This window comes from Escherichia sp. E4385, from assembly GCF_963883145.1.
GTDB lineage: Bacteria > Pseudomonadota > Gammaproteobacteria > Enterobacterales > Enterobacteriaceae > Escherichia.
Genome location: NZ_CAWOOJ010000018.1, coordinates 26,158 through 48,541 on the forward strand (window position 1 = coordinate 26,158; position 22,384 = coordinate 48,541).

At 51.1% G+C, this 22,384-nt stretch carries 19 protein-coding genes and 1 tRNA gene; 8 read left to right on the top strand and 12 right to left on the bottom strand.

The annotated features are described in order from the left end of the window. Positions 1-30: 30 nt before the first annotated feature. The 3 genes from fadJ to AACS80_RS18300 form a co-directional block, all read right to left on the bottom strand. Positions 31-2,175: a fatty acid oxidation complex subunit alpha FadJ gene (fadJ, locus tag AACS80_RS18290; protein ID WP_135410225.1), complete on the bottom strand. Its 2,145-nt coding sequence runs from the start codon at positions 2,173-2,175 to the stop codon at positions 31-33. Next, positions 2,175-3,485: an acetyl-CoA C-acyltransferase FadI gene (gene fadI, locus AACS80_RS18295; protein WP_138183912.1), complete on the bottom strand. Its 1,311-nt coding sequence runs from the start codon at positions 3,483-3,485 to the stop codon at positions 2,175-2,177. The genes fadJ and fadI overlap by 1 nt, the downstream gene beginning before the upstream one ends. Before the next feature lie 180 nt (positions 3,486-3,665). Beyond that, positions 3,666-3,950 carry a YfcZ/YiiS family protein gene (locus AACS80_RS18300; protein ID WP_001296261.1) on the bottom strand — a complete coding sequence of 95 codons (285 nt, stop codon included), beginning with the start codon at positions 3,948-3,950 and terminating at the stop codon, positions 3,666-3,668. A gap of 371 nt (positions 3,951-4,321) precedes the next feature. Between AACS80_RS18300 and fadL the strand changes: the two genes are divergently transcribed. Continuing rightward, positions 4,322-5,662, top strand: a complete 1,341-nt coding sequence (fadL, locus tag AACS80_RS18305) for a long-chain fatty acid transporter FadL (RefSeq protein ID WP_024212665.1) — start codon at positions 4,322-4,324, stop codon at positions 5,660-5,662. Between the two features lie 61 nt (positions 5,663-5,723). Here fadL and mlaA read toward each other — a convergent pair whose 3' ends face one another. Then, positions 5,724-6,479 (bottom strand): phospholipid-binding lipoprotein MlaA, encoded by a 756-nt coding sequence (mlaA, locus tag AACS80_RS18310; RefSeq protein ID WP_130207304.1) that lies wholly within the window; start codon positions 6,477-6,479, stop codon positions 5,724-5,726. A 293-nt stretch (positions 6,480-6,772) separates the two neighbouring features. On the opposite strand from mlaA, the gene AACS80_RS18315 reads away from it, so the two are divergent. Then, the gene (locus AACS80_RS18315; protein WP_138158530.1) at positions 6,773-7,705 is read left to right on the top strand and encodes a formate/nitrite transporter family protein; all 933 of its coding nucleotides are present in this window, start codon (positions 6,773-6,775) and stop codon (positions 7,703-7,705) included. A gap of 75 nt (positions 7,706-7,780) precedes the next feature. Further along, positions 7,781-7,855, top strand: a tRNA-Arg gene (locus AACS80_RS18320). 14 nt (positions 7,856-7,869) lie between these two features. On the opposite strand, the gene AACS80_RS18325 is transcribed toward AACS80_RS18320, so the two are convergent. Further along, on the bottom strand, positions 7,870-8,112 hold the full coding sequence (locus AACS80_RS18325) for a YfdY family protein (protein WP_130260688.1): 243 nt from the start codon (positions 8,110-8,112) through the stop codon (positions 7,870-7,872). Between the two features lie 351 nt (positions 8,113-8,463). Between AACS80_RS18325 and lpxP the strand changes: the two genes are divergently transcribed. Continuing rightward, a complete protein-coding gene (gene lpxP, locus AACS80_RS18330; RefSeq protein WP_135410226.1) occupies positions 8,464-9,384 on the top strand; it encodes a kdo(2)-lipid IV(A) palmitoleoyltransferase in 921 nt (306 codons plus the stop codon). Between the two features lie 322 nt (positions 9,385-9,706). Beyond that, positions 9,707-9,778 (top strand): membrane protein YpdK, encoded by a 72-nt coding sequence (ypdK, locus tag AACS80_RS18335; protein WP_010723117.1) that lies wholly within the window; start codon positions 9,707-9,709, stop codon positions 9,776-9,778. Positions 9,779-9,842: 64 nt separating this feature from the next. Here the strand turns inward: ypdK and alaC are convergent, their stop codons facing one another. Next, on the bottom strand, positions 9,843-11,081 hold the full coding sequence (gene alaC, locus AACS80_RS18340; protein ID WP_001600256.1) for an alanine transaminase: 1,239 nt from the start codon (positions 11,079-11,081) through the stop codon (positions 9,843-9,845). A gap of 375 nt (positions 11,082-11,456) precedes the next feature. Here alaC and ypdA point away from each other — a divergent pair, with 375 nt between their 5' ends. From ypdA to AACS80_RS18355, 3 genes are read left to right on the top strand one after another with little or no spacing between them, the layout of a single operon-like run. Continuing rightward, entirely contained in the window at positions 11,457-13,154 is a 1,698-nt protein-coding gene (gene ypdA / locus AACS80_RS18345; RefSeq protein WP_130207334.1) for a two-component system sensor histidine kinase YpdA, read from the top strand. A 14-nt stretch (positions 13,155-13,168) separates the two neighbouring features. Beyond that, positions 13,169-13,903 carry a two-component system response regulator YpdB gene (gene ypdB, locus AACS80_RS18350; protein ID WP_130221968.1) on the top strand — a complete coding sequence of 245 codons (735 nt, stop codon included), beginning with the start codon at positions 13,169-13,171 and terminating at the stop codon, positions 13,901-13,903. A 12-nt stretch (positions 13,904-13,915) separates the two neighbouring features. After that, positions 13,916-14,773, top strand: a complete 858-nt coding sequence (locus AACS80_RS18355; RefSeq protein ID WP_130216888.1) for an AraC family transcriptional regulator — start codon at positions 13,916-13,918, stop codon at positions 14,771-14,773. A 2-nt stretch (positions 14,774-14,775) separates the two neighbouring features. On the opposite strand, the gene ptsP is transcribed toward AACS80_RS18355, so the two are convergent. The 6 genes from ptsP to glk all read right to left on the bottom strand — a co-directional run bounded on the left by ptsP (position 14,776) and on the right by glk (position 22,213). Continuing rightward, positions 14,776-17,271 (bottom strand): phosphoenolpyruvate--protein phosphotransferase, encoded by a 2,496-nt coding sequence (ptsP, locus tag AACS80_RS18360; protein WP_135410227.1) that lies wholly within the window; start codon positions 17,269-17,271, stop codon positions 14,776-14,778. Positions 17,272-17,295: 24 nt separating this feature from the next. Next, positions 17,296-18,333 (bottom strand): aminopeptidase, encoded by a 1,038-nt coding sequence (ypdE, locus tag AACS80_RS18365; protein WP_130216886.1) that lies wholly within the window; start codon positions 18,331-18,333, stop codon positions 17,296-17,298. Further along, on the bottom strand, positions 18,333-19,418 hold the full coding sequence (gene ypdF / locus AACS80_RS18370; protein WP_135410228.1) for an aminopeptidase: 1,086 nt from the start codon (positions 19,416-19,418) through the stop codon (positions 18,333-18,335). The genes ypdE and ypdF overlap by 1 nt, the downstream gene beginning before the upstream one ends. 15 nt (positions 19,419-19,433) lie before the next feature. Next, complete coding sequence (locus AACS80_RS18375) at positions 19,434-20,681, bottom strand: PTS fructose transporter subunit IIC (protein ID WP_135410229.1); 1,248 nt, start codon at positions 20,679-20,681, stop codon at positions 19,434-19,436. A 21-nt stretch (positions 20,682-20,702) separates the two neighbouring features. Further along, positions 20,703-21,029: a PTS fructose transporter subunit IIB gene (locus AACS80_RS18380; protein WP_000038455.1), complete on the bottom strand. Its 327-nt coding sequence runs from the start codon at positions 21,027-21,029 to the stop codon at positions 20,703-20,705. A 218-nt stretch (positions 21,030-21,247) separates the two neighbouring features. After that, positions 21,248-22,213, bottom strand: coding sequence for a glucokinase (glk, locus tag AACS80_RS18385; protein WP_130216883.1), 966 nt, complete (start codon positions 22,211-22,213; stop codon positions 21,248-21,250). Positions 22,214-22,384: the final 171 nt, after the last annotated feature.

Genomic DNA, 22,384 nt, shown 5'->3' on the forward strand with positions numbered 1-22,384 from the left:
TCAGCGCGGATTCATATAGCTTTGACCCTTTTATTGAGGGTCAGTTGCACTTGTTTTCCAAAAACTTTCCCCGCGCTCGCTCATCTCTAATAAACGCTCGCAAGGGGTAAAACGAGAACCATACTGCGTGGCCAGTCGTTGCATTGTTGCAACGACTTCCCCCGCGCCGAGAGCATCGATATATCGGAACGGGCCACCAAGAAACGGCGGGAAGCCTATTCCAAATACCGCGCCAATATCCCCGTCACGCACACTTCGGATAACCTGCTCGTCCAGACAACGTACTGCTTCATTCAGCATCAACATCACACACCGTTCAGCAACCTGCGGTGCGGAGAGTCGCCCCTGCCCTTGTACACCAATTAGCGGGTAAATGGCGGGATCGACCTGTTTTTTGCTTTTACGCCCTTTTTGGCCATAAAGATAGAAACCTCGGCCATTTTTTCTGCCTTTGCGATCATCATTCAAAATTGAAGAAACAACATTTGCAGGCGCGCTAAAACGTTCTCCATAAGTTGCTTCCAGTACAGGAATAATTTTAGTCCCGGTATCAATTCCTACCTCATCCAAAAGTTGGATTGGCCCCACCGGAAAACCAAATTTCACCAGCGCAGCATCAATGTGCTCAACACGTTCGCCTTCGGTCAACATACGGATAGCTTCATTAATATACGGCGCTAAGATGCGATTGACATAAAACCCAGCTTTATCCTTTACCACAATCGGCGTTTTGCCCTGTTTTTTCGCCAGTTTTACCGTGGTGGCGATGGTTTTAGCCGATGTCCCCGCATGAGGGATGATTTCCACCAGCGGCATTTTTTCCACCGGGCTGAAGAAATGCAGGCCGATAACTTGCTCTGGTCGCGTGGCGTGAGCGGCGATATCGCTAATCGGTAAAGAGGACGTGTTCGAGGCAAAAATGGTATGAGAAGCGCAATTTTGCTCCACTTCCGCCACCATCTGTTGTTTTAATTCGAGATTTTCAAACACCGCTTCAATAATCAGATCGCGATGGGCAAAGCCGCGATAGTCCGTCGTTCCGGAGATTAATGCCAGTTGCTTGTCGCGTTCGCTGGCTTTGAGATGACGACGGCGCACTTTACCCTCCAGCTGATCCCAACTGTATTTCAGCGCATGATTTATGCCCTGGGCATTGATATCTTTAATTCTTACCGGCAGACCCGCTTTACAGGCAGTAACGTAGGCAATTCCACCGCCCATCAACCCGCCGCCTAAAATCCCCACGCTGTTTAATAGCGCAGGAGGAGCATCACTGCCGGGATCTTTCTTCACTTCAGTACTGGCAAAAAAGATATTGCGCAGCGCCTGCGATTGCGGTGTCATCGCCAGTTCACCAAACGCCCGAGCTTCGGCGTCATAGCCACTGCTGGTCCCCTGCGCTAAACCGGTTTCAATAACGTCAAGAATGCGTTTTGTCGCTGGATAGTTACCCTGTGTTTTTTGCTCTGTTTTCTTGCCTACCATTTTGAACAACAATGCACGACCTAACGGCCCCGCCAGAATACGCTCGCGTACAGGTAGAGGGCGGGAAGATGGACGATCCTGCTTTGCCAGCTCAACTGCGGCTTCCAGCAAAATGGAGTGCGGAACGACGTCCTCCACCAGCCCCAACTTTAATGCCTGTTTCGCCCGAAGTTGTTTTCCGGTGAGGATCATCTCTAATGCTGTGCTGACACCTGTCAGGCGTGGCAAACGCTGAGTTCCGCCTGAACCTGGCAATAATCCAAGCTGAACTTCCGGCAAACCGAGCACAGTTTTAGGATCGTCAGTACACACGCGGCCATGACATGCCAGCGCCAGCTCCAGCCCGCCCCCCAGACAAGCGCCGTGAATAGCGGCAATAACCGGAACAGGAAGAGCATGAATCTCCGCCATCAACTGTTGGCCCTGCCGCGCCAGTGCCTCCGCTTCTTGCGCCGTTTTGCAGTTGCCGATCATGTTGATATCTGCGCCAGCAATGAAGTTATCTGGTTTAGCGGAGACAAACACCACGCCGCGCAACTCTTTGTTTTCACGGAGTTGCTTAATAATGGCGCGCACCTGCGAGGCAAATTCCGCCTTCAGGGTATTCATTTTCTCGCCAGGAACATCAATGGTGATAACGGCAATGTTGTCCAGACGGACATTGAGGGTAAACGCTGATGCCATTTCCATTATTCCGCCTCCACAATCATTGCCGCGCCAAGCCCACCAGCGGCACAGGCAGTCACCAAACCAAACCCACCGCCGCGACGCCGCAGTTCATGTAAGGTCTGAGTAATCATCCGCGCGCCGGTAGCCGCAAAGGGATGACCATAAGCAATCGAGCCGCCAAGCACGTTAAATTTGCTATCGTCAACTTCGCCAGTGGCATGTGCACGCCCCAATACGTCGCGAGCAAAACGTTCGCTGCCAAGCAACTGAATATTGGCCAACGTCTGGGCGGCAAACGCTTCGTGCATATCAATCAACGTCAGATCGGCCATTGTCAAACCCGCGCGTTCCAGCGCCAGCGGTGTTGACCAGGCCGGACCGAGCAGCATGTCCTGCCAGACATCAATAGCGGTAAATGCGTAGCTGCGCAGATATCCCAGCGGCACCAGCCCTAATTCTTTCGCCCGGGATTCAGTCATCAGGATCACCGCTGCCGCGCCATCGGTCAGCGGCGTACTGTTTGCCGCCGTTACCGTTCCGTGTTTGCGATCAAACGCCGGGCGCAGCTTTGCGTAATCGGCAAGCGTGGAGTTGCCGCGAATATTATTATCTTCCGCAAGAGGCTGTTTATAAGGCGGGATATAAGCGGTCATGACTTCTTCTTTTAATTTACCTTCTGACCACGCCTGGGCGGCACGTTGATGCGAACGGTGGGCCAACGCATCTTGCTGTTCACGGGTGATGCCGTATGTTTTCGCCATTTGTTCGGCGGTGTCGCCCATCCGTAATCCAGTGGAGTATTCCGCCACTGCCGGAGGCACCGGCATTAAGTCACGCAAACGTAAGCGAGAAAAAAGTTTCAGGCGCTGGCTCATGGTTCGTGCTTTGTTGACATCAACCAGCACGCGCGCCAGTTTTTTACTGACGCCAATTGGCAATACAGAAGAGGAATCTGCCCCGCCGGCAATCCCCGCTCGAATAGTTCCCGCCATCAGGCTTTCTGCGACGTTTGCAACCGCCTGGAAACTGGTAGCGCAAGCGCGGCTGACGCTGTAAGCATCGGTATGCACATTCATTCCAGTGCCGAGAACAATTTCACGCGCAATGTTGGGCGCTTCCGGCATTTGCACAACCTGACCGAAGACCAGTTGCTCAATCACTTCTGCGGGAATTTCGCTGCGTGCCAGCAATTCGCCCACAACCATCTTCCCCAAATCAACAGCAGGAATGCCATGAAAAGCCGTCGCCTGGCGGGCAAAAGGCGTACGTAACCCGCTAACAATGGCGATACGATCGCCCTGACGGGTAATCAGCGGTAAAACCTGACCCATAACACTCCCCTGTAAAAAAAAGATATAAAGTGGTCTGACCTGATCATAGTCTTAACCATTTTTTTACATTTAGCCAAGCAGAGAAAAGGGAAAGTGGGAGCTATGACACAGTGAAGACAGGAGAAAGAAAAGAAAACGCCCCTGCCAGCAACTGACAGGGGCGTACGTACCCGAGAGGAATTAACGCAGACCCAGCTGGAAGATCAGCATTTCAGCTTCGCAGGCAAAAGTGAAATCGATATCCAGGCGCACACCGTCAGACTCTTCAGTGAAAGTCGGGGTGATTTTGCACGGTTCGGATTCCACGCTACGGGCTTTTTCAGTCAGCGCCGCCAGCGTTTGTTCTGCTTCTGCGCGGTTTGCAAACACGCGGCTATAAGACGCGGTGCAGTCGGAGTTGTCCATAATGGTGCCAACATCCATACAGCAGCAAACCGGGGTTTCATCAGCACTACATTTACTCATCGTTGATTTCCTCTGTATGTGCACCTAAGGTGCCAGATAAACGTTGCGGATATTTTACGCTTCTGAAAAGTGCCACTCCAGTTGTTAATTCTGCAAAATCGGATAAGTGACCGAAATCACACTTAAAAATGATCTAAAACAAAATTCACCCGAATCCATGAGTGCGCCACCTCTAAATTTTGCCAGCTGGATCGCGTTTCTTAGATCATATTTGAAAAAACATAGAAACATACTTGCAACATTCCATCTGGTCCGACCTATACTCTCGCCACTGGTCTGATTTCTAAGATGTACATCAGACCCTACACTTCGCGCTCCTGTTACAGCACGTAACATAGTTTGTATAAAAATAAATTATTGAGGTTATGGTCATGAGCCAGAAAACCCTGTTTACAAAGTCTGCTCTCGCAGTCGCAGTGGCACTTATCTCCACCCAGGCCTGGTCGGCAGGCTTTCAGTTAAACGAATTTTCTTCCTCTGGCCTGGGCCGGGCTTATTCAGGGGAAGGCGCAATTGCCGATGATGCCGGTAACGTCAGCCGTAACCCCGCGTTGATTACCATGTTTGACCGCCCAACTTTTTCAGCGGGCGCGGTTTATATTGACCCGGATGTAGATATTACCGGACATTCTAATTTAACCGGTCAGAGTGCAAATGCTAAAAATATCGCGCCGACAGCGTGGGTACCTAACCTGCACTTTGTCGCGCCTATTAACGATCAGTTTGGTTGGGGAGCGTCAATAACTTCCAACTACGGCCTGGCTACGGAATTTACCGATAACTACGCTGCTGGTATCTATGGCGGTAAAACCGATCTGCAGACAATCAACCTTAACCTTAGCGGGGCTTATCGCCTTAACAATAGCTGGAGTTTTGGTCTTGGTTTTGATGCTGTTTATGCCAAGGCAAAAATTGAGCGTTACGCAGGTTCGCTGGGGCCTTTGTTGTCTCAACAGTTGATTGCCCAGGGTGTACCCGCTTCATTAACCAATGGTATTAATACTCCGGACTCTCAAATTGCTCATCTGAAAGGTGACGAATGGGGCTTTGGCTGGAACGCGGGTATTCTTTATGAACTGGATAAAGATAACCGTTGGGGCCTGACATATCGTTCAGAAGTTAAAATCGACTTCGAAGGGGATTACAAAAGCTCCATTAACCCAAATCTGAACAATATTTTGGGTAACATGGGCTTACCATATGGCACGATGGGTGCAACTCAAAATGGGTCCCTGACGCTGAATTTACCTGAGATGTGGGAGATTTCTGGTTATAACCGTGTTGCGCCGCAGTGGGCAATTCACTACAGCATGGCCTATACCAGTTGGAGCCAGTTCCAGGAACTGAAAGCGAAAGGCGATAGTGGTCAGACTCTGTTCTATAAAGATGAAGGATTCCGGGACGCATATCGTATCGCGTTGGGTACAACCTACTATTACGATAAAAACTGGACCTTCCGTACCGGTATCGCTTATGACGACAGCCCGGTTCCGGCAGATAAACGTTCTATTTCCATTCCTGACCAGGATCGTTTGTGGTTAAGTGCTGGGTTAACCTACGCATTTAATGAAGATGCATCCATTGACGTTGGCGCATCTTATATGCATGGTCAGAAAGTGAAATTCACCGAAGGTGAAGGAGCGGCAGCTTATTCCTTCGAGTCTGAAGGTAAAGCCTGGCTGTTCGGTACTAACTTTAACTACGCGTTCTAATAACACGTTAGTTTAATAACAAAAAAGGTGAGTTTTTCAACTCACCTTTTTTATTGGCTTCTTATTCAGAATCGATATCTTTTAAATCATCCTGAATCGCTTGCGCATTCGGGTTTTCCTGCGGTTTGAGTTCTCCGCCATTGGCGATGAAATCATGACGCTGGAAGTACGCCTCGCGCACCATGACGTAAGGATCGGACGACTGACGAAGCAGGCCATCAGAATCCAGCAGTTGCGCACGCGTTTCGATACCTTCAAGCGTCCATTTACCTACCGACATCGGCCAGGTCAACCACGAAAGCACTGGATAGAGGCCATCAGCCATATCACCGCCGTCATCACGCAGCGTGAAGCTACCGTAGAACGGTAACTGAACATAAGGCCCATACCCCACGCCATAGTGACCGAGCGTGCTACCAAAACGGTGAGGTTCCGTTCGTTGCAGTTTCGGATTCGCCATCCCAGCAACATCAATAAAACCGCCCATCCCCAAAATAGTGTTCAGGAAAAAGCGGGTAAAGTGGACCATCCCCTGATAAGGGTCGCCCTGCAGGAAGTAGTTAACCATCACTGCAGGTTCTTCAAGGTTGCCAGTAAAGTTGCTTAACCCATTACGTGCCGGTTGCGGAACATAATCACGCCACACGACAGCCACCGGTCGAACCACATACGGGTCTAACACATTGAAGTTAAAATTGTACATGGTGCGGTTGAACCCTTCTAACGGGTCAGAACGCCCTTGCTGATCTGTTCCGGAACTCGCACACCCCACCAGAAGCGTAGTTCCCAGAGCAAGCGCCGACAGGCGAAGCTTCATAAATGTCTCCCTGTTTTTTTTATGGCTTATGCAGTTTGCCATCCATGACGGAACGATACCGTATCCGCCTGTTTAGGTGTGGGCGATTGTAACAGCACGCCAAATGATGTCCATACGCCCTGTTTTGCTGATTTGATCATAGCCTGGTAATCACCGCCCTGTAGGCTACTTGATTCTATAGAAACAGAAAAAGGCAAACGCGGCCTTTTATACATTTTCAGAGTAACTCCCGCCAGTTGCGAGCAAAAAAGCCGCTACGCTTTAGCCATACGTGCTAATCAAGAGAACTCACCATGGATAACGATAAAATTGATAAACACAGCGACGAAATTGAAGTCGAGAGTGAAGAAAAAGAGCGCGGAAAAAAAATTGAAATAGATGAAGATCGGCTCCCTTCCCGGGCAATGGCTATCCACGAACATATTCGTCAGGACGGCGAAAAAGAGCTGGAACGCGACGCAATGGCGCTACTGTGGTCAGCTATTGCAGCAGGTCTGTCGATGGGGGCATCGCTACTGGCAAAAGGGATATTTCATGTCGAACTGGAAGGCGTGCCAGGGAGTTTCTTGCTGGAGAATCTCGGTTATACCTTTGGTTTTATTATCGTTATTATGGCGCGCCAGCAATTATTTACTGAGAACACCGTGACAGCGGTACTACCCGTAATGCAAAAACCGACAATGGGCAATGTCGGTTTATTGCTACGACTTTGGGGCGTTGTTCTGTTAGGTAATATTCTGGGAACGGGTATTGCGGCGTGGGCTTTTGAGTATATGCCTATTTTTGATGAAGAAACCCGCGATGCGTTTGTCAAAATCGGCATGGATGTGATGAAGAACTCGCCCAGCGAGATGTTTGCCAATGCGATCATTTCCGGCTGGCTAATAGCTACTATGGTATGGATGTTTCCGGCGGCGGGTGCGGCAAAAATAGTAGTGATTATTTTGATGACCTGGCTTATCGCCCTGGGAGACACCACTCATATCGTTGTCGGTTCCGTAGAGATCCTCTATCTGGTGTTTAACGGCACACTACACTGGAGCGATTTTGTCTGGCCATTTGCGCTACCCACTCTGGCGGGAAACATCTGTGGCGGCACCTTTATCTTCGCGTTGATGAGTCATGCGCAAATTCGCAACGACATGGGCAATAAGCGAAAAGAAGAAGCACGTCAGAAAGCAGAACGTGCGGAAAACATTAAGAAAAATGATAAAAATCCGGCATGATTGGCGAGCGTTTAAGCAATCGAGCGGCAGTGTACTTACCCCGCAGTCCATTAGCGGGTATACTCATGCCGCGCTGTCCTCTTAGTTAAATGGATATAACGAGCCCCTCCTAAGGGCTAATTGCAGGTTCGATTCCTGCAGGGGACACCATGTTAACGTCTTGATTACCGCCTTCCATACCCCACCATAAAGCGAATCATCAATCCGCAGGCTGGTGCAAGAAACATAAATATTCCCGTGACCAACTCATTGCCACTGGTTAACCACATCGTGGAGAAATAAATGAGTGCGGCAAGGATGACCATGCCGAAGAATGAAGAAACAGCAGAAACTACATTTAATACCTGACCGATATATCCGCTAACGCAGACGATACACAGGGCGAGAAACATCCATAAATAAATCATAGCTCAACCTCCTGCCGTGCTAAAAAACGTGTTACTTCAATTACTCCAATAGTAAGACAATTCTTAACCACTGGCAATTTCAGCAAAATATCAATAAAAACAATATATTATCGATATGACTATAAATCACTGAAAAATATTCACTTGAGTAATAAATAATCAGTAGCTGAAAATAATCAGCTAGTGATAAAATAGAAATACCGCATTCATGCTCCTCGTGGTTATGTCCTGACTAGTCTTTACACTCTTTACAGGAACCATTGTCGTACATGATGGCCCAATCAATTGAGTGTACCGCTGTAGACATGGAATCTTCTGCGATACAACAATTCGTATCTACAGAAGGTAACTATGTTTCCACAATGCAAATTTTCCCGCGAGTTCCTGCATCCTCGCTACTGGCTGACGTGGTTTGGTCTTGGCGTACTCTGGCTTTGGGTACAACTTCCTTACCCTGTTCTGTGCTTTCTTGGCACGCGTATCGGCACAATGGCCAGACCGTTCTTGAAACGTCGCGAATCCATCGCCCGCAAAAACCTTGAGCTTTGCTTCCCGCTGCTTTCCTCCGAAGAGCGCGAGAAGATGATTACTGACAACTTTCGCTCGCTTGGAATGGCGTTGGTAGAAACCGGAATGGCGTGGTTCTGGCCAGATCTTCGCGTGCGTAAATGGTTTGATGTCGAAGGGCTGGATAACCTGCAACGCGCGCAAATGCAAAATCGTGGCGTGATGGTTGTCGGTGTGCACTTTATGTCGCTGGAGTTGGGTGGCCGCGTAATGGGGCTTTGCCAACCGATGATGGCAACTTACCGTCCGCATAATAATCAACTGATGGAATGGGTACAGACCCGTGGTCGCATGCGTTCCAATAAAGCGATGATCGGTAGAAATAATCTGCGCGGCATTGTCAGTGCGCTGAAAAAAGGTGAAGCCGTATGGTTTGCTCCTGACCAGGATTATGGTCGTAAAGGTAGCTCCTTCGCGCCGTTCTTTGCGGTAGAAAATGTTGCTACAACCAATGGCACCTACGTTCTCTCTCGCCTCTCTGGCGCAGCTATGCTAACTGTGACGATGGTACGAAAAACCGATTATAGCGGTTACCGTCTGTTTATTACGCCAGAAATTGAAGGCTATCCGGCTGATGAAATTCAGGCCGCGGCCTATATGAACAAAATTATTGAGAAAGAGATTATGCGTGCACCAGAGCAGTATCTCTGGATCCATCGCCGCTTCAAAACGCGTCCGGTGGGTGAAGCCTCGTTATACGTTTAACAAATAACCCAGGCTTTTTCCCTCCTCAGATAAGCCATAATAACATCATGGTTTTTATGGCTTTTTTCTTAAGATTTTTCCCTTCGCTGAATCGTGAATTATTACTTCCAGAAATCAATCTGTCGCCGATATGCGACACTCGTAAGTTACTAAAAGTAAATAAGAAAATGCCACTTGTTTCGATTTAGTTTTAGGCGTACATTAGCGCCGTCTCGAGCCAATATGCTCAGAATTCTGAGGTGATGCCCGCGGGTGTCAGCTCACTGTAACAGGTGTAATGAAGTCATTCAGGCGTAACAGTAATTACGCGGAGAGATGTAAAGTGAAATATTTCTTTATGGGCATTTCTTTTATGGTCATCGTTTGGGCCGGTACTTTTGCCCTGATGATCTAAAAGTTAACTGCGAAACGAAAAACAGGAGCCATCAGGCTCCTGTTTGCATTTCTGGCGATGGTGTTTATTCCGCGTTTTCGTGAATATGTTTGCTGCTGACGGGCAGTAAGCCGTCAGCGCGGAACATCGCTTTAATCCCACGAATCGCCTGACGAATACGGTCGCGGTTTTCAATCAGCGCAAAGCGGACATGCGTGTCGCCGTAGTCGCCAAAGCCGATGCCGGGTGAGACACAAACCTTCGCTTCGTTAAGCAGCTTCTTGGCAAATTCCAGCGAGCCCATTGCCGCATACGGTTCCGGGATTTTCGCCCAGACATACATCGAGGCTTTCGGCATTTCAACCATCCAGCCCGCTTCATGCAGCCCTTTTACCAGCACATCGCGGCGGCGTTTGTACTGTTCGGCAATATCACGCACACACTGCTGATCGCCTTCCAGCGCCGCGATGGCGGCAACCTGTAATGGCGTAAAGGTGCCGTAATCGTGATAGCTTTTGATGCGCGCCAACGCGCTGACCAGTGTTTTATTGCCGACCATAAAGCCGATACGCCAGCCCGCCATATTGTAGCTTTTCGACAGCGTAAAGAACTCGACCGCTACGTCACGTGCGCCCGGCACCTGCATGATTGACGGAGCTTTCCAGCCATCGTAGACGATATCCGCATAGGCCAGGTCATGGACCACCAGCACATCGTAGCGTTTCGCCAGCGCCACTACTTTTTCGAAGAACTCCAGTTCTACGCATTGCGCGGTTGGGTTTGACGGGAAGCCAAGGATCATCATCTTCGGTTTCGGATAACTTTCACGAATAGCGCGTTCCAGTTCGTTGAAAAAATCGACACCTTCCACCAGCGGCACTGAACGTACCTGCGCCCCGGCAATCACCGCGCCGTAAATATGAATCGGGTAGCTTGGATTCGGCACCAGCACGGTGTCACCGTGATCCAGCGTCGCCAGCATCAGGTGCGCCAGCCCCTCTTTCGAGCCAATGGTCACGATAGCTTCTGATTCCGGGTCGATCTCAACGTCATAGCGATCCTGATACCAACGGGAAATCGCGCGACGTAACCGCGGAATGCCGCGTGAAGTGGAGTAGCCGTGCGTATCCGGGCGCTGGGCCACTGTGCATAATTTCTCGACAATATGCGGCGGGGTCGCGCCGTCCGGGTTGCCCATACTGAAATCGATAATATCTTCGCCGCGACGACGCGCAGCCATCTTCAGTTCAGCGGTAATGTTAAAAACGTAGGGCGGGAGACGATCAATGCGCGTAAAGCGACGTTCAGGGCGAGTGTCAGCCATAATTTCCTCAGATTAACGTTAGCGCCCGGACCGTCCGAGCGACGCTGCCACGATGGTGGCTGTTTTGAAAATAGCCTGATTAATTTCTGTCTGTCCAGCGTTTTGGAAAATTTTTATTAATGCGAAAAAAGAGGAACAAAAGCTTAAAAACAGGAAAGTCAGATTCGCCAACAAGAAAATTACCACCCATTATATTAACAATATAATTTCAATAAATTTACCGATTAGCTTGATGCTGACAAGAGATGTATTGCCAGTACACCATTTAGCTTTCAATCCCCTTTTAAATTTGTGGTTTTTCCTCAAAAGTAGCGCACTGGTCATCAGCCTTCAGGTTACCTATCATAGAGGTTTAAACCTTATTCAGAGTCACCCGTGCACGAAATATTCAACATGCTGCTGGCGGTCTTCGATCGGGCAGCGCTAATGCTTATCTGCCTGTTTTTCCTCATTCGTATTCGCCTGTTTCGCGAGCTGTTGCACAAGTCGGCTCACTCAGCGAAAGAGCTACTCGCTGTTACCGCCATTTTCTCGATGTTCGCCTTGTTCAGCACCTGGTCCGGCGTACCGGTGGAAGGTTCGCTGGTTAACGTGCGTATTATTGCGGTGATGTCGGGCGGGATTCTGTTTGGCCCATGGGTAGGCATTATTACCGGGGTAATCGCGGGTATTCATCGTTATTTAATTGATATCGGCGGCGTGACGGCTATCCCCTGCTTTATCACCAGTATTCTGGCGGGATGCATCTCTGGTTGGATCAACCTGAAAATCCCTAAAGCGCAGCGTTGGCGCGTCGGTATTCTCGGCGGCATGCTCTGTGAAACGTTGACCATGATTCTGGTGATTGTCTGGGCGCCGACCACTGAGCTGGGGCTGGATATCGTCTCCAAAATCGGTATCCCGATGATCCTCGGCAGTGTCTGTATCGGCTTTATTGTGCTGCTGGTACAAAGCGTTGAGGGAGAAAAAGAAGCCAGTGCCGCGCGCCAGGCCAAGCTGGCGCTGGATATCGCCAATAAAACCCTGCCGCTGTTTCGCCATGTGAATAGCGAATCATTACGTAAAGTTTGCGAAATTATCCGCGATGACATTCACGCTGACGCGGTAGCAATCACCAATACCGATCATGTGCTGGCGTATGTCGGCGTGGGCGAACACAACTATCAGAATGGCGATGACTTCATTAGCCCGACTACCCGCCAGGCGATGAATTACGGGAAAATCATTATTAAAAACAATGATGAAGCCCACCGCACACCAGAGATTCATTCCATGCTGGTGATCCCATTGTGGGAGAAAGGCGTGGTGACCGGAACACTGAAAATTTACTACTGCCACGCGCACCAGATTACGTCATCATTACAGGAAATGGCGGTCGGTTTGTCGCAAATCATCTCTACCCAACTGGAGGTTTCTCGCGCCGAGCAGCTACGGGAAATGGCAAATAAGGCAGAGCTTCGCGCCCTGCAAAGCAAAATTAATCCCCATTTTCTGTTTAACGCTCTGAACGCTATTTCATCGTCGATTCGTCTGAATCCAGACACTGCTCGCCAGCTAATCTTTAATTTGTCGCGCTATCTGCGCTATAACATTGAATTAAAAGACGATGAGCAAATTGATATCAAAAAAGAGCTGTACCAAATTAAAGACTATATCGCCATTGAGCAGGCCCGCTTTGGCGACAAGCTGACGGTTATCTATGATATTGATGAAGAGGTGAATTGCTGTATTCCCAGTCTGCTGATCCAGCCGTTAGTGGAGAACGCCATTGTCCACGGTATTCAGCCTTGCAAGGGAAAAGGGGTTGTCACCATCAGCGTTGCGGAGTGCGGTAATCGGGTCCGTATTGCGGTAAGAGATACCGGGCATGGCATCGATCCAAAGGTGATTGAGCGGGTCGAAGCGAATGAAATGCCGGGCAATAAAATCGGTCTGCTGAATGTGCATCATCGCGTGAAGTTGTTATATGGCGAGGGGCTGCATATCCGCCGCCTGGAACCAGGAACGGAAATTGCGTTTTACATTCCTAACCAACGCACCCCTGTCGCCTCACAGGCTACGTTATTGCTTTGAGCCGGAGTGATATTGTGAAAGTCATCATTGTTGAAGACGAATTCCTGGCACAACAGGAACTTAGCTGGCTTATTAAAGAGCACAGCCAGATGGAGATTGTAGGCACCTTTGACGACGGTCTGGACGTGTTGAAGTTTTTGCAGCATAACCGCGTCGACGCCATTTTTCTGGATATCAATATTCCGTCGCTGGATGGCGTGCTGCTGGCACAAAACATCAGCCAGTTCGCCCATAAGCCGTTTATTGTGTTTATCACCGCATGGAAAGAACATGCGGTGGAAGCGTTTGAACTGGAGGCGTTTGACTACATTCTCAAACCGTATCAGGAGTCACGGATTACCGGGATGCTGCAAAAGCTGGAAGCCGCCTGGCAGCAGCAACAAACCAGCAGTACGCCCACTGTGCCGTTAACGCGTGAGAATGACACCATCAATCTGGTGAAAGATGAACGCCTCATCGTGACGCCGGTCAATGATATCTACTACGCCGAAGCGCACGAGAAAATGACCTTTGTCTATACGCGGCGTGAATCTTATGTGATGCCAATGAACATCACCGAGTTTTGCAGCAAACTGCCGTCGTCGCACTTTTTCCGCTGCCATCGCTCGTTTTGCGTCAACCTGAACAAAATCCGCGAGATAGAACCGTGGTTTAATAATACCTATATTCTGCGGCTGAAAGATCTGGATTTTGAAGTGCCAGTCAGCCGCAGCAAAGTTAAAGAATTCCGCCAGTTAATGCATCTGTAATCGGGAACTTTCATGAAAGCAGCAGGCTTGCCCGCCGATCAACAATTTTTCGCCGATCTGTTCAGCGGCCTGGTGCTTAACCCGCAACTACTGGGGCGCGTCTGGTTTGCCTGCCTGCCCGCCTCACTGCCGGTAGGCAGTTTGTGTATTGATTTTCCCCGACTGGATATTGTGCTGCGCGGCGAATATGGCAATCTGCTGGAAGCAAAGCAGCAGCGTATGGTGGAAGGAGAAATGCTGTTTATTCCGGCGCGCGCGGCTAATTTACCGGTCAACCACAAACCGGTAATGCTGTTAAGCCTGGTGTTTGCGCCGACCTGGCTGGGGTTATCGTTTTACGATAGCCGCACAACGTCGTTGTTGCATCCGGTTCGCCAGATCCAACTTCCCAGCCTGCAACGCGGCGAAGGTGAAGCGATGCTCACCGCCCTCACCCATCTCAGCCGTTCGCCGCTGGAGCAGAGTATCATTCAGCCACTGGTGTTAAGTTTGCTGCATCTTTGCCGCAACGTGGTCAACATGCCACCGGGCAATTCGCAACCGCGCGGCGATTTTCTCTACCACAGCATTTGTAACTGGGTTCAGGATAACTACGCCCAACCACTCACCCGCGAGAGTGTGGCGCAGTTTTTTAATATCACGCCCAATCATCTGTCAAAACTGTTTGCGCAGCATGGGACGATGCGTTTTATCGAGTATGTTCGCTGGGTACGGATGGCAAAAGCGAGGATGATTTTGCAAAAATATCATCTGTCGATTCATGAAGTGGCGCAGCGTTGCGGGTTTCCGGATAGCGACTATTTTTGTCGCGTTTTCCGGCGTCAGTTTGGTCTGACGCCGGGAGAGTACAGCGCCCGTTTTCAGGGCTAAGTTTAGAAGGTTATTTCCGTTTCCAGCAGCGTCAGGATGCTTTGCGCATCACTTGCGGCGAAAAGCGACTGGCGGAAGTTTTTATTCACCAGTTTACGCGCCAGCTGCGAGAAGACTTTCACATGATTCATCCCTTCGTTAGCGCCCAGCGTCAGCATGATCACCAGTTCGACATCGCCCATCTCTGACTGCCAGTCAACCGGTTTCACCAGTCGGGCAATGCTAATACTGGAATGGCGGATCCACTGCGATTTGGTATGCGGGATTGCCACACCAAAACCAACGCCAGTAGTAACAATCTCTTCTCGCTGCCAGACATCTTCTTCCAGCTCGAACGGATGCTCAGTACGCCCGTTGACACCAAGGTTACCGCACAGGAACTGAATCGCCTGCTCTTTATTGCTAAAGTCCTGATCAACGAAGATATTCTCCAGCGCCAGCAGTGGGCGAACGTCTTCTTCCGGCGTAAACGCGGTGAGTAACGCTTCAATTTCCTGCGCGCTGCGGCATTCACATGCCTGACGCGCCAGTTCCCGACACGCCTCGCTATCCAGTTGACGAAGCTGGCTTTTCACCGCCGGAATTCGTGGGCTACTCATGCTTAACTCGTCCAGGTCCAGCCCAAGCAGAAGCGGCAGATAACGGCTTTCACCGCCCAGTTCACCGCAAATACCTACCCATTTGCCCCGCTGATGCGCAGTGGTAACTATCTGCTGCAACATGCGTAGAAACGATGGCGTAATCGGGTTATATAGCGGCGATACGCGCGGGTTATTACGATCGACTGCATACAGATACTGGGTCATATCGTTGGAGCCGATACTGAAGAAATCGACCTCATCGCAGAAGTGATCGATGATGTAGCACACCGACGGCACTTCCACCATGATCCCAAGCGTAATCGTCTCTGCATGACGCAGGCCATCGCGCTTAAGCTCAACGATCGCTTTTTGGATCTCGCCTTTCACCCATAAGATCTGATCAAGGCTGTGGACCATCGGGATCATCAACTGGGCGTTGCCGAAACTGGCAGCGCGCAAAATCGCCCGCAGTTGAGTGCGGAACAGGCCAGCAAATTCCGGGTAAATACGTACCGCGCGATAGCCGAGGAACGGGTTCTCTTCCTGGGGAATATTCAGATAAGGAATGCTTTTATCGCCGCCGATGTCCATCGTGCGGAAGATAATCGGTTTGTCGCCCGCTGCCAGTAGCACCTGCTGGTAGGCTTCAAATTGCTCCTGCTCGTCCGGCGCGCTGTCACGATCCATATAGAGCATTTCGGTACGAAACAGCCCGACGCCTTCCGCGCCGTTAGCAAACGCGCCTGGTGCTTCCAGAGCAGTGCCAATATTCGCCGCAATATCAATACGCTTGTTATCACGAGAATAGGCCAGCTGCGCGGCGGCCTGCGCCTGTTGCTGCTGACGTTTATCCGCCAGCGTCTGCGCAACCTGATAATAACCGCTCACCGCGTCATCAGGATTTACCGCCAGCACGCCACATTGGGCGTCAAGCACCGCCGGTTGTTCGGCATAACGGGCAATGGCATCCAGCGGCAGGCCGCTCAAAACCGGGATCGCCGAGGCGCGGGCCAGAATCAGAGTATGCGAGGTGCGCCCAGTTTTCTCCAGAATCATGCCTGCAAGATTTTTCAAATCGAGGCTCAAAAACTGGCTTGGGGTTAAATCTTCAGCCACCAGAATGGTCGGTTTTTCGAGCACCAGATTATTACGCGGCTTCAGTTCCGGCCAGGTGATATGCAGCAACTGTTCGCTGATATCACGAATGTCGCTGACCCGCTCGCGCAGATAATCGCTGGCAGAGGCAGAAAGTTTGGCGCAAACCTGCTCCATATTGCTGATGATCGCCGCTCCCAGCCCCTGATGCTGTTCTGCCATCAGGCGACGGATATTCCCTGCAAATTCATCATCCTGAATCAGCGACAAATGGGCGCTGAGGATGGTTTTGCTTTCGCCGTCACGCTCGCGCAACTGCTGGTTCAGTTGCTCGGCAAGCGTTGCCAGGCTGTGTTCCAGCCAGGTGGAGTCTTGCGCACTGGCCGGGATTGCCCGATAACTGTCGAGGCTGTTGCTCTGTAACAGGGTCAGCGTACCCACGCCGACGCCGCTTGCCAGCACATTGCCGTACAGTAAATCAGGGTTCAGGCGGCTTAATGAACGCGGCAGCGGGTGCGCCGTCAGTTCTGCCTGCGTCGGCTGGACGCTGTCGCTGTCGATAAAGCGCACCTGGATGTACTCTTCCAGCACGCGCCGCGCCTGCTCTTCATCGCTGCCGCTAATGTTCAGGCTGCAACTGTCATTAAATAATGTGCCGGTGCCAATCAGCGCCAGCGAACTTTTGGCATCCGCCTTCGCGTTCTGGCGATGGTTGATGAAGGTGATTTCGCTTTGCCAGTGGCTGCACTGCTCTTTAAGTTCCCACGCCGGACGAGCATGTAGACCGTTAGGTAAAGGACAGAGAAATTGAATCGTTAACATAACCGCTCCGGGTTAATCAGGAGATCATCTGAAATCCGTCAGTTGAACAACCGTCTCACGGGTAAGACGTTGAATAAGGGCAGATAAAAGCTGCTGCATCTGCAAAATGTCGCGGCAGTCGGCAATCGATGCGGCGCAATGTCCATGGCGGGTTGCTGGCCCCATCACCACTGTGGGTATGCCAGTACCGGTTAAGTGCACCGCTCCACCGTCCGTGCCGCCGTTACTGAACATATCCGCCTGTAACGGCACGCCAATTTCTGCCGCCACGGTTTCGATCCAGACGGTAAGTTTTGGCGGCGCAATCAGTGACTTGTCGCTTAACACCAGCATCGGCCCGTTACCAATCTGGCGATGGTTAGCCGCGCCATAATCAAAGTTTTTCGCCCAGCAGGCGGTATCAAGCACAATGGCGACATCCGGCGACACCGCGCGGGTGGCAGTTTGCCCGCCGCGTAATCCCACCTCTTCGCTGGAACTTGCCACCAGCCACACTTCCGCAGGCAATTCGGCGTCGTGCAGTTCGCGCAGTAACGTCACCAGCAGATAGCAACCGAGGCGGTCATCAAAGGCTTTCCCCATCACCCGCTGGTGGGGGAGAACCTGAAAAGTAGTATCAAACGTGACGCGATCGCCTGGACGAATTCCTGCCTGCATCACTTCGTCATACGAGCGCGCGCCAATGTCCACGCGCATGGCGCTGACATCATTCCCCTGCCGCTCGCCATCAAGCAGACCGGGAATTTTGCACTCTTCACGGGTAGTGATGCGCACCGACTGCAGCTGGCGGGCAGCCATGCGCACATTGCCAACTGGCAGCACATCAATCGCCCCTTCGCGGGAGACGCTGCGCACCATAAATCCCACTTCATCCATATGGGCGCAGATCATCACTTTCGGACCTGTCGATTCATTGAGGCGGATCAGCACCGATCCCAGGCCGTCAAATCGCACTTCTTTTTGCAGGCGATCCGCTTCATCCAGCAGGATCTGCCGCACTTCCTGTTCCGACGAGGCGATCGCATCTGCCTCGCTCAACGCTTTCAATAGCGATAAATCCATTATGCCTCTCCCGTGAGCAACACTGTTTTCGGCATGGCGTAGAGCACTTCTGCGCCTTGCGGGGTGACCAGCACAACATCTTCGATGCGCACGCCCCCTTGCCCTGGCAAATAAATCCCCGGCTCCACGGTCAGTAACATGCCTGGCTGTAGCGTCGTGGTGTCCCGCGGTGAAAAGCGCGGATCTTCATGTACTTCAATGCCGATAGCATGACCGGTGTTGTGACCAAAATAGTCGCCATAACCGGCTTCTGTAATGACCCGGCGCGCGGCATCGTCAACCTGTTGGCAGCGCACGCCGGGGCGAATCGCGGAGATTGCCGCCAGCTGTGCTTGCAGGACAATCTGATACACGTCAAACAGCGGGTGAGATTCGGCGCTCACCCCTTCGCCATTCACCAGCAAGGTGCGCGTCATATCAGAGCAGTAACCCTGATACAGCGCACCGAAATCGAGAGTGACAAACTCGCCTGCTGCAACAATCTTGTCGCTGGCTTTACCGTGCGGCAGCGCCCCACGCCAGCCGCTGGCGACAATGGTGTCAAAAGAGGCTTTTTCTGCGCCCTGCTGGCGCATAAACCACTCCAGTTCAGCGGCTATCTCGCATTCGCTCATCCCCGCCTGAATAAAGCGGCGAATATGCTCTGCGCCACGATCGGCAATCCCACAGGCGAGGCGGATTTTCTCCACCTCCTCTGGCGTTTTGATTTGCCGCAGCACATCCGGCGTGGCGCTTACCAGCTTCGCATTGAGTTCAGACTTCCAGCGGTGCGCGGTTTCCCAACTCACCTGCTGGCCTTCAAAACCGAGCGTTTGCAACTGCTCATCGGCAATGATTTGCCTGACGATGGTGGCAAGCGTGTGCATCGCGTCGAGCAAATGCAGCTGGTAACCTTGCGTGCGGGCTTCTACATCCGCGTAATAGCGCGAGTCCACCAGAATGTGCGCACTTTCACGGCTAATCACCACATAACCTGATCCGGTGGAGATCCCCAGATGCGGCTGTTTGTTCTGCCGTGAGGAAAGGAGCACCGCATCCAGTTGTTGCGCCTTAAGCCAGTCGCGCAGCGAAGCGAGTAATGTCATCTGGATTTTTCCTTCTTACAGGCTATCGATTAACAATTTGCCTTTGCGGAACATCATCAGACGCAGGAACACCACCATCAGCGCAGTAATGATTGCTCCCAGCGCGATCCCCGCCATATAGACGCCCAGATTAGTGACCAGCGGCCACGCCCAGATAGCGGATTCCGGGAACCATTGCACTGCGCCCAGCCAGACAGCAGCAGTGGAACCGACAATCGCGCCAACCATATAGGACGGAATAGCGGTGATGGGGCTTTCCAGCGCAAACGGAATCGCACCTTCACTGATCCCCATAAACGCCAGGAACATCGCGGTTTTACCCTGCGGATAAAGCTGGGCATTAAACAGGCGTTTGCCAGTTAAGCGACGATCGATAATGGTCGCCAGACCCAGACCAATCGGCGGAATAACAATAGCGATAGAACGTGCGGTGACTGGTAATACATGGTCAGTGGTAAAGCTGAAGGCGACGAAACCAGCTGCTTTGTTGATTGGACCACCCAAGTCGATTGCAGTCGCCGCAGCAATGCCCATTGCGTACATCAGCGCGCCCTTCTCACCAGCAGCGGTCAGCACGGTACGGATACCGCCGTTGATCCAGCCACCAAACGGCGTGATCACGTAGTACATCGCCAGCATGACAAAAATGGCGGAAAGAATCGGTAGCAAAAATGTGGTTTTGAACGCTAACAGGAAATCCGGTAACTGGATTTTCTGGTTCATCCATTTCACGAGGTAACCCGCGACGATAGAAATAATCAGCGCACCAATGAAGGTAGACGGGACTGGTGAAGAGGTCGCCCACTGCATAGCACTGGGATCAAAGTTCAGCAGTTGCGTGGGCTGGGTAGACATCAACCCGCCGATAAACCCAGCCGGGAACGCCAGTTTGCCGCCAATAGAATTCGCCACAAAAGCGGCAAACATCGGAATGGCAAAGCCAAACAGCACGCCGCCAAAGGACTGCGACAGCCAGGCAAATTTCAGTAAGGAGAGGTCGAAACCGGAAAATTTCCCACTATTAAGAGCATCCATAATGCCGATGTCTGCGGGAATTTTAAGCCAGCTATAGGCAATCAGCTGGCTGAAAGCGAGGATCACACCGCCCATAATTAAGGTCGGCACCATGCGTGAAATCCCTGACATCACATGCTGCGGGAGTTCACCCCAGAAGCTGGTTTTAGAGGCCTGCGGATTCTTAACTGCCGCTGCCGCACCGGATGCGCCAGGCACAACGGTTGCACTGCGTTTTTTAATGGCCATAATAATTATCCCTGTCGAATATTACTGTTGTTCAGCGGCAATCATCTCTTCGATTTCTTTGATGATGCCCGCAGCGTTTTTAATTGCGTCCTGCAAAGTGATTTCATAAACGTCGCGTGATTCGAAACGCTCGTTATCTTCTGGTGTTACTGCCACGGAATGAATGATGATGGTCGCTTCGGCGATATCCTGCGCCGTCAGGCGGTTCTGGATGCCGTCCGCGCCCTGGGTTTCAATTTTCACTTCATAGCCGGCTTCCACTGCCGCTTCTTCCAGCGCCTGGGCGGCCATAAAGGTGTGAGCCAGGCCCATTGGGCAGGCACATAAGGCAATCAGTTTCTTACTCATCGTTATTTCCTCGTTCGTTTATAGTTGACAAATGAAATTATGAACGTGCAAAACAAATTGCCGTTACCAGACAAATAATGCATTTACTGGAGAATTAATCCCGTAGTGCGGAAGTGTGACGCAGGTCGGCCTTGTGAGGAGACACAAAGAAAAATTGAATTAACTGATTGATTTAAAAGATTATCGGGAGAGTCACCTCCCGATATGACAGGAAGGATTTACAGAATGTGGCCTAAGGTCTGGCGTAAATGTGCACCGGAACCGAGAAGCCCAGGGTTATCGTGCACAATTAAATAGACCGGAATATCATGAACATAATCTTTAAAGCGCCCTTTATCTTCAAATGCGGCACGAAAACCAGAGGCTTTGAAGAACTCAAGGAAACGCGGAACGATACCGCCCGCAATATAGACGCCGCCAAATGTTCCGAGATTGAGCGCCAGATTGCCGCCAAAACGCCCCATAATGACGCAAAACAGTGACAACGCGCGGCGGCAATCGGTGCAGCTGTCGGCCAGCGCGCGTTCGGTAATATCTTTTGGCTTGAGATTTTCCGGCAGGCGGTTGTCGGCTTTCACAATCGCGCGATACAGATTTACCAGACCAGGGCCAGAGAGCACGCGTTCAGCCGAGACATGGCCAATTTCCGCGCGCAGTATTTCAAGGATAATGGCTTCTTCTTCACTGTTTGGCGCAAAATCAACGTGACCACCTTCACCAGGCAGGCTTACCCAGCGTTTATCGACATGGACCAGATGTGCAACCCCAAGCCCTGTCCCGGCACCGTACACCGCGACAGGTTTACCTTCAACCGGTTCTGCGCCGCCAAACTGGATCAGATGCTCTTTTTTCAGCATCGGGATCGCCATCGAAACCGCCGTAAAATCGTTAATAATCTCCAGGTGGCTAAAACCGAGATTCTTTTTCATTTCGGCAATCGAAAACGCCCAGGTGTGGTTGGTCATTGCCACCCAGTCACCGGTAATTGGGCAAGCAATGGCGATGCAGCCATCTTTCACCTCGACTTTATGCTCTTCAAGATAAACGCGAATGACCGCTTCCAGGCTGGGATAATCAAGCCCTGAATAGGTTTTAGCCTGCGAGATTTCACCACTGGCAATATCACACAGAGCAAGACGTGCGTTAGTACCGCCCACATCACCGACTAATGCATACTTTGTCATTCTTCAACTGCTCCGCTAAAGTCAAAATAATTCTTTCTCACACTGTAAGTTCATGGGGGCATAACAACAACGCCGTAGAGGCGGGCTCCCTGTAAATATCGATCTGGGTCACACATTTACTTTATCGTTTCAGCACCAATTGCAGCGATGTCTTTATGCAAGCTGGGCAAA

Bases quoted from the DNA above. Each gene is read 5' to 3' on its own strand.
- fadJ (WP_135410225.1), bottom strand. From the start codon at position 2,175: ATGGAAATGGCATCAGCGTTTACCCTCAATGTCCGTCTGGACAACATT.
- fadI (WP_138183912.1), bottom strand. From the start codon at position 3,485: ATGGGTCAGGTTTTACCGCTGATTACCCGTCAGGGCGATCGTATCGCC.
- AACS80_RS18300 (WP_001296261.1), bottom strand. From the start codon at position 3,950: ATGAGTAAATGTAGTGCTGATGAAACCCCGGTTTGCTGCTGTATGGAT.
- fadL (WP_024212665.1), top strand. From the start codon at position 4,322: ATGAGCCAGAAAACCCTGTTTACAAAGTCTGCTCTCGCAGTCGCAGTG.
- mlaA (WP_130207304.1), bottom strand. From the start codon at position 6,479: ATGAAGCTTCGCCTGTCGGCGCTTGCTCTGGGAACTACGCTTCTGGTG.
- AACS80_RS18315 (WP_138158530.1), top strand. From the start codon at position 6,773: ATGGATAACGATAAAATTGATAAACACAGCGACGAAATTGAAGTCGAG.
- AACS80_RS18325 (WP_130260688.1), bottom strand. From the start codon at position 8,112: ATGATTTATTTATGGATGTTTCTCGCCCTGTGTATCGTCTGCGTTAGC.
- lpxP (WP_135410226.1), top strand. From the start codon at position 8,464: ATGTTTCCACAATGCAAATTTTCCCGCGAGTTCCTGCATCCTCGCTAC.
- alaC (WP_001600256.1), bottom strand. From the start codon at position 11,081: ATGGCTGACACTCGCCCTGAACGTCGCTTTACGCGCATTGATCGTCTC.
- AACS80_RS18355 (WP_130216888.1), top strand. From the start codon at position 13,916: ATGAAAGCAGCAGGCTTGCCCGCCGATCAACAATTTTTCGCCGATCTG.
- ptsP (WP_135410227.1), bottom strand. From the start codon at position 17,271: ATGTTAACGATTCAATTTCTCTGTCCTTTACCTAACGGTCTACATGCT.
- ypdE (WP_130216886.1), bottom strand. From the start codon at position 18,333: ATGGATTTATCGCTATTGAAAGCGTTGAGCGAGGCAGATGCGATCGCC.
- ypdF (WP_135410228.1), bottom strand. From the start codon at position 19,418: ATGACATTACTCGCTTCGCTGCGCGACTGGCTTAAGGCGCAACAACTG.
- AACS80_RS18375 (WP_135410229.1), bottom strand. From the start codon at position 20,681: ATGGCCATTAAAAAACGCAGTGCAACCGTTGTGCCTGGCGCATCCGGT.
- AACS80_RS18380 (WP_000038455.1), bottom strand. From the start codon at position 21,029: ATGAGTAAGAAACTGATTGCCTTATGTGCCTGCCCAATGGGCCTGGCT.
- glk (WP_130216883.1), bottom strand. From the start codon at position 22,213: ATGACAAAGTATGCATTAGTCGGTGATGTGGGCGGTACTAACGCACGT.